General features: G+C 64.5%; 15 protein-coding genes and 3 tRNA genes. 13 read left to right on the top strand and 5 right to left on the bottom strand.

All coding sequences use genetic code 11. The features are described 5' to 3' along the window. Positions 1-15 precede the first annotated feature (15 nt). Genes A5645_RS19975 through A5645_RS19965 form a run of 3 tightly spaced genes read left to right on the top strand, consistent with a single transcriptional unit; the run spans position 16 to position 2052 of the window. Positions 16-531 carry a nitroreductase family protein gene (locus A5645_RS19975; protein ID WP_065035476.1) on the top strand — a complete coding sequence of 172 codons (516 nt, stop codon included), beginning with the start codon at positions 16-18 and terminating at the stop codon, positions 529-531. Positions 532-551: 20 nt separating this feature from the next. Continuing rightward, on the top strand, positions 552-1007 hold the full coding sequence (gene cynS, locus A5645_RS19970; RefSeq protein ID WP_462355777.1) for a cyanase: 456 nt from the start codon (positions 552-554) through the stop codon (positions 1005-1007). Position 1008: 1 nt separating this feature from the next. Continuing rightward, on the top strand, positions 1009-2052 hold the full coding sequence (locus tag A5645_RS19965) for a patatin-like phospholipase family protein (RefSeq protein ID WP_065035444.1): 1044 nt from the start codon (positions 1009-1011) through the stop codon (positions 2050-2052). A 97-nt stretch (positions 2053-2149) separates the two neighbouring features. On the opposite strand, the gene A5645_RS19960 is transcribed toward A5645_RS19965, so the two are convergent. The 5 genes from A5645_RS19960 to A5645_RS19940 form a co-directional block, all read right to left on the bottom strand. Then, on the bottom strand, positions 2150-2629 hold the full coding sequence (locus A5645_RS19960; protein ID WP_065035445.1) for a hypothetical protein: 480 nt from the start codon (positions 2627-2629) through the stop codon (positions 2150-2152). Next, positions 2626-4959, bottom strand: a complete 2334-nt coding sequence (locus A5645_RS19955) for a molybdopterin oxidoreductase family protein (protein ID WP_065035446.1) — start codon at positions 4957-4959, stop codon at positions 2626-2628. Before A5645_RS19955 ends, A5645_RS19960 begins: the two co-directional genes overlap by 4 nt. 46 nt (positions 4960-5005) lie before the next feature. Beyond that, the gene (locus A5645_RS19950) at positions 5006-5701 is read right to left on the bottom strand and encodes a crotonase/enoyl-CoA hydratase family protein (protein WP_065035447.1); all 696 of its coding nucleotides are present in this window, start codon (positions 5699-5701) and stop codon (positions 5006-5008) included. A gap of 49 nt (positions 5702-5750) precedes the next feature. Further along, entirely contained in the window at positions 5751-6608 is an 858-nt protein-coding gene (locus A5645_RS19945; RefSeq protein WP_051544983.1) for a DUF8453 domain-containing protein, read from the bottom strand. Between the two features lie 129 nt (positions 6609-6737). After that, complete coding sequence (locus A5645_RS19940) at positions 6738-7454, bottom strand: MBL fold metallo-hydrolase (RefSeq protein WP_065035448.1); 717 nt, start codon at positions 7452-7454, stop codon at positions 6738-6740. An 85-nt stretch (positions 7455-7539) separates the two neighbouring features. Between A5645_RS19940 and A5645_RS19935 the strand changes: the two genes are divergently transcribed. The 10 genes from A5645_RS19935 (at position 7540) to nusG (ending at position 11253) form a co-directional block, all read left to right on the top strand. Further along, a complete protein-coding gene (locus A5645_RS19935; protein ID WP_065035449.1) occupies positions 7540-7755 on the top strand; it encodes a type II toxin-antitoxin system VapB family antitoxin in 216 nt (71 codons plus the stop codon). 90 nt (positions 7756-7845) lie between these two features. Continuing rightward, positions 7846-7918 (top strand) — tRNA-Thr (locus A5645_RS19930). A gap of 34 nt (positions 7919-7952) precedes the next feature. After that, a tRNA-Met gene (locus tag A5645_RS19925) sits at positions 7953-8026 on the top strand. A gap of 51 nt (positions 8027-8077) precedes the next feature. Continuing rightward, on the top strand, positions 8078-8245 hold the full coding sequence (gene rpmG, locus A5645_RS19920) for a 50S ribosomal protein L33 (protein WP_036352522.1): 168 nt from the start codon (positions 8078-8080) through the stop codon (positions 8243-8245). Between the two features lie 47 nt (positions 8246-8292). Next, on the top strand, positions 8293-8769 hold the full coding sequence (gene hadA / locus A5645_RS19915; protein WP_065035450.1) for a (3R)-hydroxyacyl-ACP dehydratase subunit HadA: 477 nt from the start codon (positions 8293-8295) through the stop codon (positions 8767-8769). Continuing rightward, entirely contained in the window at positions 8756-9184 is a 429-nt protein-coding gene (gene hadB, locus A5645_RS19910; protein ID WP_036352527.1) for a (3R)-hydroxyacyl-ACP dehydratase subunit HadB, read from the top strand. Before hadA ends, hadB begins: the two co-directional genes overlap by 14 nt. A gap of 3 nt (positions 9185-9187) precedes the next feature. After that, the gene (hadC, locus tag A5645_RS19905) at positions 9188-9688 is read left to right on the top strand and encodes a (3R)-hydroxyacyl-ACP dehydratase subunit HadC (RefSeq protein ID WP_065035451.1); all 501 of its coding nucleotides are present in this window, start codon (positions 9188-9190) and stop codon (positions 9686-9688) included. 123 nt (positions 9689-9811) lie between these two features. After that, positions 9812-9884, top strand: a tRNA-Trp gene (locus tag A5645_RS19900). A 123-nt stretch (positions 9885-10007) separates the two neighbouring features. Next, on the top strand, positions 10008-10490 hold the full coding sequence (secE, locus tag A5645_RS19895) for a preprotein translocase subunit SecE (RefSeq protein ID WP_065130755.1): 483 nt from the start codon (positions 10008-10010) through the stop codon (positions 10488-10490). A gap of 31 nt (positions 10491-10521) precedes the next feature. After that, the gene (nusG, locus tag A5645_RS19890) at positions 10522-11253 is read left to right on the top strand and encodes a transcription termination/antitermination protein NusG (RefSeq protein ID WP_065035453.1); all 732 of its coding nucleotides are present in this window, start codon (positions 10522-10524) and stop codon (positions 11251-11253) included. Positions 11254-11256 lie beyond the last annotated feature (3 nt).

Raw genomic sequence — 11256 nt, 5'->3', positions numbered from 1 at the left:
GTGAGGGAGGAACCGATGGAAGCGTGGGATGCGATCCGAGCCCGGCGCAATGTACGCCAGTACACCGAGCAGCCGGTCTCGACAGAGGACCTGAACCGTATCGCCGAGGCCGGGTGGCGGGCGCCGTCGGCGAAGAACCGCCAGCCCTGGGATTTCGTCATCGTGACCGAAAAGGCGGCACTGCAGGAACTTTCGACGGTGTGGGTGGGGGCCGGTCACATCGCCGGGGCAGCGGCCGCCATCGTCCTGGTGATTCCGGAGCCGCCGGATGAACGCCGGAAGGTGATCGACCAGTACGACGTGGGCCAGGCGACGATGGCGATGATGCTTGCGGCAACGGACCTCGGCATCGGCACCGGTCATTCGTCGGTGGGGGACCAGGACAAGGCGCGGGCCATCCTCGGCGTCCCCGACGGCTACCTGGTGGCCTACATGCTCGGCATCGGCTACCCGGCCGACCGGCCGCTGACCCCGATCCGCAAGCCTAATCGCCGGCCCTTCGACGAGGTTGTGCACCGCGGGCGTTGGTAATGCTTGGCATGCTTGGGCCCATGAACAGAAACGAGATCACCGAGCAGATCGTCGTGGCCCGCCTTGCCAAGGGCCTGAGCTGGCAGAAACTCGCCGATGCCATCGACCGGCCGCTGCTGTGGACGACGTCGGCACTGCTGGGACAGCACCCGATTCCGCCCGAGCAGGGCAAGGTGCTGGTCGAGCTGCTGGGCCTGGATGAGTCCGCGGTGGCGGTGCTGGCGGCCCCGCCGATGCGCGGCGGCCTGCCTACCCCAGTTCCTACCGACCCGACCATCTACCGCTTCTACGAAGCGCTGCAGGTGTACGGCGGCGCGATCAAAGAGGTGATCCACGAACAGTTCGGCGACGGCATCATGAGCGCCATCAACTTCAGCCTCGATCTGCAGAAGAAACCGCACCCGTCCGGTGACCGCGTCGTCGTCACCTTCGACGGGAAATTCCTTCCCTATCAATGGGCTTCGGCGCAGGACTGACATGGCCGAGCAGCCCGTGCCGCCCCTCGCGCCCAGCCGCCGCAAGCCCGTCGACCTGGTGCTCTCCGGCGGTGGCGTCAAGGGTGTCGGGCTGGTGGGCGCGGTCGTCGCGATCATGGAAGCCGGCTACGCCGTCAAACGCGTCTCGGGGGTCTCGGCCGGTTCGCTGGTCGGGTCGATCCTGGCCGCGGCGTCCAATGGTGACCAACTGACCAGCGCCCAGATCAAGGAAATCGCGCTGACCCTGCCGTATGAGAAGTTCCGCGATGCCGGGCCGGTGGGTCACCTGCCGGTGGTCGGTCAGGCTTGGGGTTTACTTCGGGACAACGGCATCTATCGGGGTGACTTCGCGCACCAGTGGATCCGCAGCGAACTGAAAAACCTGGGCGTCACGACGTTCGGTGATTTGGCGTTGCGGGACAAGCAGATCCGCGCTGATCGCCGCTACCGGTTGGCCGTCACCGTCACCGACGTCACCACCGGACAATTGGTGCGGTTGCCGTGGGACTACAAGCGGCTGTACGGCCTCGATCCCGACGAGCAACCGGTGGCGCACGCGGTCCGTGCCTCGATGTCGATCCCGTTCTACTTCCGCCCGGTCACCTTGACCAGCGCCGCCGGGCTGGAGTCGACGCTGGTGGACGGGGGTGTGTTGTCGAACTTCCCGATCGACTCCTTCGACCGGTTCGACGGCAAGCCGCCGCGCTGGCCGACCTTCGGGGTGACGGTCATGCCCAATTTGCCCGAGGGCAATGACCAGTTGATTCCGGGAGTGGGTGCGCTGCGCCTGCTCGGCCCGCCTTCGGTGCTGCTCGAGCAGCTGATCACCACCATGTTCGTCGGCCACGACCAGACCTACCTGAACCAGCCCTGGGTAAGCGCGCGGGCGATCCGGGTGGATTCCACCGCGGTGAACTTCCTGGACTTCGGGATCTCCCGCAAAGACGCCGAAGCGCTCTACACCAAGGGCTACGACGCGGCCACGGCGTTTTTGTCGACGTGGAACTGGGTCCAGTACCTGGAAAGATTCCGTCAGTACCAATAGCGCCGAAGTGCCACGGTAAGCCGGCTCGAGTGCCAGAATCGGAGGCGGAGGAGGCGCCGGTGTGCAGCGGTTGTTCGGGCAACCGCTCACCCACGGCTCAGCTCGTCAAAATCTGCGGTGACAGCTCCTTGAGCATCGCGTTGGCCCACCGCATCTGCCGCAACGTCTCGGGGTGGCACCGCGAGGTCAACTCGACAAGCTCCTGATCCTTGGCCGCCTGCGCGGCCTGACTGAGTAGCTCCCAGTCCAGCGATACTCCCGCCGCCAGGCGATGCACATGGCGCAGTTCGGCCAGCAGCAGCAACCCCGGCTGTGGGCGGTGCCGCAGTGAACTACCCAGCCAGGACTGGACAGCGCTTGCGCGGGGCGCGGTGCGTGGCGTCGTGGCCAATCTCACCCCGTAGTTGCGGCCGTGCTTGGCCAGCACCCCCAGATGGCTCTGCGACCAGCCGGACAGGTCACGCGCCAGGTGCGAGATGTCCTGGTCGGACCGGTGCCGCACCGATATGCCGTTGAGGCCGCGGGCCAGCCTGCGCTCGGAGCGATGCAGTTCCCGGATGGCCAGTTTGAGCTTCATCGTCGGCCCCCCGATCGGGTTGCCTGCACGCGCGCGGCGGCGGTCTTGTAAGTCGGTTGCTTGGATACCGGGTCCCAATCGGTGAGAGTGAGTTCGTTGCCGGCGCGGTGGTGATCCCGACGATCAGCGTCCCAGTAGCCGTAGTGGAAGGGGACGAAAACGACCCCCGGCCGGATCCGTCCGATCCGGGCGGCGGCGGTGATGCCGCCGCGCGCGGTGGTCACGTCCACAGGCTGGCCTTCCTGGATCCCCAGCCGGCGGGCATCCGCGGCGGAGATCTCCACCCAGACGTCCGGCGCGGCGCGCTGCAGCTGCGGTGCCCGCGCCGTTTTGGTGCGGGTGTGGAAGTGGTAGACAGTGCGCCCGGTGATCAGGACGAAGGGATATGCGTCCGAGGGCCGCTCGTGTGCGGGCAGGTACTCGGCGGCCTTGATGATGGCCTTGCCGTAGGGATTCATGGCCCGGTATTCGGTGGGCTCCAACGGCGCGCCGGTGATCAAGTCCTTGCCGTAAGCTTCGCAATAGTCTTGGGCCGACCAGAATTCGCCGTTCGTGTAGAGCCGCTCGGTGCCGTCGGGATGCGCTGCGTTGCAGGGCCATTGAATTCCGCTGCCGGCCCGCAGTTTGGCGTAGCTGAGGCCGGTGTAGTCGCACGGGCGGCCCGCACTGCACTTCTGCCACGCCTGGAACGCCGATTCCGGGTCCTGCCAGGAGATCAGCGGCCGGTCGTCTTTGTCGCGGAAGTCCATGCGTCGCGCGTAATCCAGGAAGATGTCGAGGTCTGGACGGGCGGAACCCGGTGGCTCAACGGCCTTTTCGGAGATATGCACGGTTCGGTCGGCGTTGGTGAAGGTGCCGGTTTTCTCACCCCAGGCCGCCGCGGGAAGCACCACGTCGGCGAGTTCTGCGGTCTCGGTCATGAAGATGTCCTGGACGATCAGGAACAGTCGGTCTTGGGTGAGTATGTTGCGGATGCGCGCCAGGTCCGGCAGGGACACAGCCGGATTGGTCGCGGTCACCCACAGCATCCGCAGCGTGCCTTCTTCGGCGAATCGAAACATCTGCATCGCGTGGGTGGGCGGTGCGTAGTGCGGGATCTGTTGCGGCTCAACGTTCCATAACTTCGCGAGTTCTGCGATGTGGTCGGAATTGGCCCAGTTTCGGAAACCCGCGAGGTCGCCGTCGGCGCCACACTCACGGGTGTTCTCCGCCGTCGGCTGGCCATTCATCTGCAGCACACCACAGCCCGGCTTGCCGAGCATGCCGCGGACCAGGTGGATGTTGTTGACCTGAACGCTCGCCGCCGTCGCTTGGTGTGACTGATAGAAGCCTTGCAAGACGGTGGATACCAGTCGGTCGGCGGTGCCTAGAAGCTCTGCTGCGCAACGAATATCGTCGGCATCGATTCCACAGATCTCGGCGGCTCGGGCCGGCGGGAACTCGGCCACCCGACGCTGCAGTTCGTCGAAACCGACCGTGTGCGCAGCGATGTAGTCGTGGTCCACCCAGTCGTGGCTGATGATTTCGTGCAGCAGCCCATTCATCAGAGCGACGTTGGTCCCGGGTAGCGGCGCCAGGTGCACGGTTGCGTGCTCGGCGACGGGAGTCGATCGAGGGTCGACGCAGATGATCGCCGGGGGTGCTGAGCCGGCCAGCCGGTCCAGCATCCGCGCCCACAAGACCGTCTGCGTTTCGGCGACGTTGTGCCCGAACAGTGCGATCACGTTGGCGTGGTCGATGTCGGTATAGGAGCCGGGCTGCCCGTCGCAGCCGAACGATTCCTTGAGCGCCTCGGCGGCCGTGGCGGTACACAACCGTGTGTTGCCGTCGACGTGATTGGTCCCGATCGCCGCGTGTGCGATCACTGCCTGCGTGTAGTACTCCTCCAAGAACAGCTGTCCGGAGGTGTAGAAACCGATTGAGCCTGGGCCGTGGGAATCCAGGAGATGGTTGGTGTGCAACACGATTCGATCCATCGCGCTGTCCCAATCGGTGGCACGCAGTTGGCCGCGGATGCGCACCAGCGGGGTGGTCAGCCGGTCGGGGGACCCGTTGGCCTGCCAACCGAACAGGTCCTTGGGATCGAGCCGGCCTCGATTGACCCGGTCCACGGCACGCCCTCGCACACCGACGATGCGGTCGTCCTTGACGGCGATGTCGAGGGCGTCACCGTTGGAATGCAACACCGCTGCGGACTGCACCCAACGGTCTACGGATCCGGCATCGACTCCCCGGGCGAGGAACTCGTCGACGCGTTCGGGCCATCGCTGGTCCGGCCCGTATGGAGTTCGCGTTCCCCATGGGTCGGCGATGCGATCCACCGCCTCCATGACACGCGCGTACCCGACGGGAGATGGTCGAAACGTCCCCCGTCGGTCAGAGGCCCAACTCTTTCTCGATCCCGTCGATACCGGCCCGCATCGCTTTCAGCGCGTCGGCGCGGGTCCGTAATTTGGTGGCGGCGTGGGCTTTCTGGTTGAGGCCGGCGAACTCGCGGGCCGCTTCCTCGGCGCGGCTGACCACGACTTCGGGCAGCACCATCTCGTCAATGAAGCCCGCGGCCAGCGCGGTTTCGCCGAAGAAGGTCTTTGCCAGCCCCGTGGCCTGCTGGTAGGCCGACCGGGTCAGCCGCAGCTTCATGATCTCCAGTGCGGGATACGGGATCACCATGCCGATCGCGACTTCGTTTGCCTGAATGCTGTACGCGTGGGCGGCGATTCGGTGGTCACCGGAGGACAGCAGGAACGCCCCCATCGCGATCGCGGGCCCGGTGCAGGCCATCACCACCGGCTTGGGATAGGACAGCAGCCGGTAAGACAGCTCGAAGCCGCCGCGCAGCATGTCGACCGCGGGCTGCGCTTCGCCGGAGGTCAGGATCTTGAGGTCGAAGCCGCCGCTGAACACCCGTTCGTTGCCGGTGATGACAAGCGCCCCGACGTCGTCTCTGTCGGCCTGGTCGATCGCCTCGTTGAGGGCCTGCTGCATGGTCGGCCCGAGCGCGTTGACCTTGCCGTCGTCCATCCGGATGACTCCGATGGTTTCATCGTGGGTGTAGACGACCGGACCGCTCATAGGGCTACTCCTTCGCTGCGGACCTCGATTGAATCAGATCGTCGCGCGATCACACCCGTTGGCTGCGATGCTTACCCAGCTCGTTCTCGGCGTCACCCCAGCGCAGGCTGACGTCGGTGGGCTCGTCCAGCTGCCGGGTGCGCCATCTGTCCTGGGTTTCCTGCACCGCGCGGTTTATCCGGTCGATCTCGCTGCGGAACACCTCGGGGCGCGTCTCCTTGCTGGCGTAGTGAAAGTAGGTCAGCAGGTTGCGCAGCAGCTCCAGCTTCTGCTTCTCCCGCTTGGCCAGGTCGTGCGTGGTCATCAACTCGATCCGTTGCACCGGTGGAAGCGCGTCCCAGTCGAGCACCACCTTGGTCTCCAGCGGGGTGCGAGGGCGCTGCCAGAACTTCCAGCCACGCGGCCGGTCGGGCCGGTCGTAGTAGGTCACGGTGCCTTCGAAACGCGATTCGACGCCGTGCCCGATCTCGGCGCGGTCGAGCGCGGAGTCCCAGACCATCCGCCACTCCTGCCCGGGTGCCAGCGTCGGCAGCTCCCGGGGCAGTTGCAGTTCCACCACGTCGGCGTAACCGTCGGACGCATTCTCGTACTCGGCCACCGTCGGCGGATTGGGGAAGTTGAACCGGATGTCGTAGGCCGCGGTGCGGCCGAAGTTGCGGACCACCAGCTCGATGACGTGCCAGTCCGCCACATGCGGCTCCATCAGCATCGCGACGTGCGGTCGGGTCTTCTCCGCTGCCAAGGCACGGTTCCGCTGCAGCTGCCGGTGAGTGAAAATCAGGGCGGCGACACCCAGTGCGATCGCCGCCCACGCGGCCCACACCAACCAGGTGCTGGACTCGACGTTCTCGATTCCGTGCCAGCTTGCCTGCCAGCTGGACTCCCAGCTTCGTTGCGCCCACCCCATGGAATCCGCCCTCCGCTTGTTCCTGACCCCGGACCGGAATGTAGTGAACTGATCCTAGAGCGGGTTCCTGAGTATTGCTGCCAGGGTTATCGCCGGTGCGCAGAATGGCAGTTCGTGTTCGCCACGCCGTTAACCGCCCATCATCATTCGCCACTGGTCGAGATTGGCCGGCCGGTATACGTAATTGAAACGCTTGACCTCCGACAGCGCGGCGCTTGGGTCGGCGGAGTACCAGTGCCCGGGAAACACCGTCGGATCGCCCGGTAGCGCGGCGAGTTGCTGCAGGCTGCGGTACATCTCGTCGGAATCGCCGCCGGGGAAGTCGGTGCGCCCGCAGCCGTCCAGGAACAGCGTGTCGCCAGCGACCAACCGGCCGTCGAGCAGGAAGCACTGGCTGCCCGGAGTGTGGCCCGGAGTGTGCAGTAGTTCGATCTCGATGTCGCCGACGTTGAGTTTGTCCCGGTGATCGTGGCTGGTCAGGTCGCTGAGCGGGATGCCGGTAATCCGCGACACCCACACCGCCTCGTGGGTGTTCACGTGTACTGGCACCGCGGTGCGTTCGAGCAGCTCCGCCAGGCCCTTGAGCTCGAAACCCATCATCGAGCCGCCGACGTGATCCGGGTGATGGTGGGTCACCAGGACGCCGGACAGGCGCATGCCGTCGGCTTCCAGCGCGTCGACCAGGTCTCCCGCGGCGTAGGCCGGGTCGACCACCACACAGTCACCGGTGTCGCGGTCGCCGATCAGGTAGGCGAAGTTGCGCATCTGCGCGGCGATGGGGTCGCCGGCGGCGAAATCGCGCCCCGACAGCAGTTGACGGAAGTAGAGCCGGTCCGAGTCTGACACGGCACCAGCGTATTGGGTCGCCAAAAAACCTCTCAACCTGGCCTTCTATCGGCCCAAATCGGTCAGCACTGGGTAAAGTTGGTCCATGTTGAAGAGGGTCGACATCCTTGTAGAAGCCGATTTGCTGCAAGGGGTAATTGACAAATTCCACTTGCTGGATGCGCGGGAGGCGGTCCACCTCGCACTGAAGGCGGTGCTGGACGAGGGTCCGGAGGTCGAGCACGACCCGCAGGACGAGGACTACGACGAGTTCAGCGACCTCAGCGCCTGGCAGCTGCACCGGAACGGCGACACCGGCTGACTCGTCCTGGTTTGGAGACGTTGCGGGGCAGGCTGTAACCTCTTTCTGGCCCTTGAAGCGCACCTGCACGACTGGTCGCTACGGGTACCGGCCCCCTTAGCTCAGTCGGTAGAGCGTTTCCATGGTAAGGAAAAGGTCAACGGTTCGATTCCGTTAGGGGGCTCGGCGGACGCCGAGCAGGCGCGGCGCGCACCAGAGGCGATGTAGCTCAGTCGGTTAGAGCGAACGACTCATAATCGTTAGGTCGCCGGTTCGAGTCCGGCCATCGCTACAACACAACATCGAGACTTCGACGAGATTGACAGAGAGCTGAGAGAAGGCCATGGCTTCCAGTACCGACGTGCGGCCAAAGATCACCTTGGCGTGCGAGGTGTGCAAGCACCGTAACTACATCACCAAAAAGAACCGTCGCAATGACCCGGACCGGTTGGAGCTGAAAAAGTTCTGCCCGAATTGCGGCAAGCACCAGGGGCACCGCGAAACGCGGTAACCACGCTGTTCCAGTCTGGCCGAGATTCGTAGGTAGGTTTCAAAACCGTGGCGCTGTCCGAAGACATCGTCGGGATGCACTATCGCTACCCCGACTATTACCTGGTGGAGCGGGAAAAGATCCGCGAGCACGCGACGGCTGTGCAGAATGACGACCCCGCGTTCTTCGACGATAAGGCGGCAGCCGAACTGGGTTACGAAGGCTTGACGGCTCCGCTGACGTTCATTTGCGTATTCGGCTATAAGGCGCAATCGGCATTTTTCGATTACGCGAACATCGCCATTTCTGACGAGAAAATCGTCCAGATCGATCAGGTGCTGAAGTTCCGGAAGCCGATCGTTGCGGGGGACAAGCTCTACTGTGACGTATACGTGGATTCCGTGCGGGAAGCACACGGCACCCAGATCATCGTGACCAAGAACATCGTCACCAATGATGCTGGTGAGATCGTGCAAGAGACGTACACGACCCTCGCGGGTCGTTCCGGTGAAGATGGAGAAGGGTTTTCTGATGCCTCTGCGTGAGTTCAGTTCGGTCCAGGTGGGCGACCAGCTCCCGGAGCGCACCTACCCACTGACCCGCCAGGACCTGGTCAATTACGCCGGGGTCTCGGGTGACCTGAACCCGATCCACTGGGACGACGAGATCGCCAAGATGGTGGGCCTGGACACCGCGATCGCGCACGGCATGTTGACGATGGGCATCGGCGGCGGCTACGTCACGTCGTGGGTCGGCGACCCGGGTGCGGTCACCGAGTACAACGTGCGATTCACCGCGGTGGTCCCGGTTCCGAACGACGGTAAGGGGGCCGAGTTGGTGTTCAGCGGCCGGGTGAAGTCCGTCGACCCCGAGAGCAAGTCGGTGACCATTGCGTTGACCGCCACGACCGGCGGCAAAAAGATCTTCGGTCGGGCCGTCGCTTCGGCGAAGCTGGCCTAGCGGATGGCCCTCAAGACAGATATCCGGGGGATGAGCTGGCGCTACCCCGATTACTTCGAGGTGGGCCGGGAGCAGGTTCGCGCGTTCGCCCGCTCCGTCAAGGCCAAGGATCCGGCGAACTTCGACGAGGAGGCGGCCGCCGAACTCGGCCACGCCAGCATCGTCGCCCCGCTGACCTTCGTGTCGATCCTGGCCAAGCTCATCCAGGACGACTTCTTCCGCAACGTCGACGTCGGCTTCGAAACCATGCAGATCGTGCAGGTCGACCAGAAGTTCGTCTACCACGCGCCGATACACGTGGGCGACAAGCTCTACGGCAGCCTGCGCATCGAAAGCGTGAATGAGCGGTTCGGCGCCGACATCGTGGTCACGAAAAACTTCTGCCACAACCAGGATGGCGTCCTGGTTTTGGAGGCTTATACGACCCTAATGGGGCACGAGGGCGACAACTCGATCCAGCTGAAATGGGACAAAGAAAGCGGGCAGGTCATCAGAACCGCCTAATTAGTATCTGACTCCCACCTGGATGTACACTCGGACCTCGGGGTTTTCCCATTACAAGCGCGCTGTCCGTCGGTTCGCGATTGCCGAACGGGGAGCGCGCGAGTCATGTAAGCCCCGGGTGATAGGGGCGTAGCTCAACTGGCAGAGCAGCGGTCTCCAAAACCGCAGGTTGCAGGTTCAAGTCCTGTCGCCCCTGCTGACAGGTGACGACGCAGGCCGGTACGGCCTGAAGAGGAGCCGGACATATGGTGGACACTGGAATGGTGGCCAGCCAAAGCGGAATGGCTCGCGAGATAGCTGACGAACAAAGGAGCATGCGGTGAGCGACGAAGGCGACGTTGCCGACGACGCCACACGCGACGGCGGCGACGCCAAGGACGGTGGCCGGACGGCCGTGGTGACCAAGGCGGCGCGGCCGCAGCGCCCGACGGGTAAGCGGACCCGGGCACGTGCAGTGGAGGCCGAAGAAGACACCGACGACGAATCGGTCGAGACCGAAGCGGCCGGCAAGGGCTCGTCCAAGAAGGGCGCCGCAAAGTCGGCCGGGAAGTCTGGGAAGGCCAAGTCGACCCAGAAAGACAAGGCGAGGAAGCCGAAGAAAGCCGGCTCGGTCAACCCCTTCCTCTTCGTCTACACCTACCTCAAGCAGGTTGTAGCCGAGATGCGGAAGGTCATCTGGCCGAACCGTAAGCAGATGCTCACCTACACGTCGGTGGTGCTGGTGTTCCTGGCCTTCATGGTGGCGCTGGTAGGCGGTGCCGACTTGGGTCTGAGCAAGCTCGTGCTGTTGGTGTTCGGCTGAGACTCGAGAGTGATAGAGAGGACTGAATACCGTGACTACCTTCGACGGTGACCCGTCCGCGGGTGAGGCGGTCGACGTGCAGGATGTCGAAGCTGTCGATACTCAGGATGCCCCTCAGGCAGAGGCCCCCGCTGAAGATGTCGACCCTGCCGCCGCGCTGAAGGCGGAGCTGCGTAGCAAGCCGGGCGACTGGTACGTCATCCACTCCTACGCCGGCTACGAGAACAAGGTCAAGGCCAACCTCGAAACCCGCGTGCAGAACCTCGACGTCGGCGACTACATCTTCCAGGTGGAGGTTCCCACCGAAGAGGTCACCGAGATCAAGAACGGCCAGCGCAAGCAGGTCAACCGCAAGGTGCTGCCGGGCTACATCTTGGTGCGCATGGACCTGACCGACGACTCGTGGTCCGCCGTCCGGAACACGCCCGGCGTGACCGGATTCGTCGGGGCCACCTCGCGTCCATCGGCGCTGTCGCTCGATGACGTGGTGAAGTTCCTGCTGCCCCCGGGCTCGGCGAAGAAGGCCGCCAAGGGCGCCGCGAGCACCGCGGCCGCCGCGGAGACGGGCGGCCTGGAACGGCCGGTCGTCGAGGTCGACTACGAGGTCGGCGAGTCGGTGACGGTGATGGACGGGCCGTTCGCCACGTTGCCGGCCACGATCAGCGAGGTCAACGGTGAGCAGCAGAAACTCAAGGTGCTGGTCTCCATCTTCGGCCGCGAGACGCCGGTGGAACTGACCTTCAGCCAGGTCTCGAAGATTTAGCCC

It is taken from the genome of Mycobacterium asiaticum (assembly GCF_001673635.1).
GTDB classification, from domain to species: domain Bacteria; phylum Actinomycetota; class Actinomycetes; order Mycobacteriales; family Mycobacteriaceae; genus Mycobacterium; species Mycobacterium asiaticum_C.
The sequence above is the reverse complement of the archived record's forward strand: the minus strand, read 5'-3'. Positions and strand labels throughout refer to the sequence as shown.

Excerpts from the sequence above, each read along its gene's own strand:
- A5645_RS19945 (WP_051544983.1), bottom strand. The coding sequence starts at position 6,608 with ATGGGGTGGGCGCAACGAAGCTGGGAGTCCAGCTGGCAGGCAAGCTGG.
- A5645_RS19965 (WP_065035444.1), top strand. The coding sequence starts at position 1,009 with ATGGCCGAGCAGCCCGTGCCGCCCCTCGCGCCCAGCCGCCGCAAGCCC.
- rpmG (WP_036352522.1), top strand. The coding sequence starts at position 8,078 with ATGGCTTCCAGTACCGACGTGCGGCCAAAGATCACCTTGGCGTGCGAG.
- A5645_RS19975 (WP_065035476.1), top strand. The coding sequence starts at position 16 with ATGGAAGCGTGGGATGCGATCCGAGCCCGGCGCAATGTACGCCAGTAC.
- cynS (WP_462355777.1), top strand. The coding sequence starts at position 552 with ATGAACAGAAACGAGATCACCGAGCAGATCGTCGTGGCCCGCCTTGCC.
- A5645_RS19935 (WP_065035449.1), top strand. The coding sequence starts at position 7,540 with ATGTTGAAGAGGGTCGACATCCTTGTAGAAGCCGATTTGCTGCAAGGG.
- A5645_RS19955 (WP_065035446.1), bottom strand. The coding sequence starts at position 4,959 with ATGGAGGCGGTGGATCGCATCGCCGACCCATGGGGAACGCGAACTCCA.
- hadC (WP_065035451.1), top strand. The coding sequence starts at position 9,188 with ATGGCCCTCAAGACAGATATCCGGGGGATGAGCTGGCGCTACCCCGAT.
- A5645_RS19960 (WP_065035445.1), bottom strand. The coding sequence starts at position 2,629 with ATGAAGCTCAAACTGGCCATCCGGGAACTGCATCGCTCCGAGCGCAGG.
- hadB (WP_036352527.1), top strand. The coding sequence starts at position 8,756 with ATGCCTCTGCGTGAGTTCAGTTCGGTCCAGGTGGGCGACCAGCTCCCG.
- A5645_RS19950 (WP_065035447.1), bottom strand. The coding sequence starts at position 5,701 with ATGAGCGGTCCGGTCGTCTACACCCACGATGAAACCATCGGAGTCATC.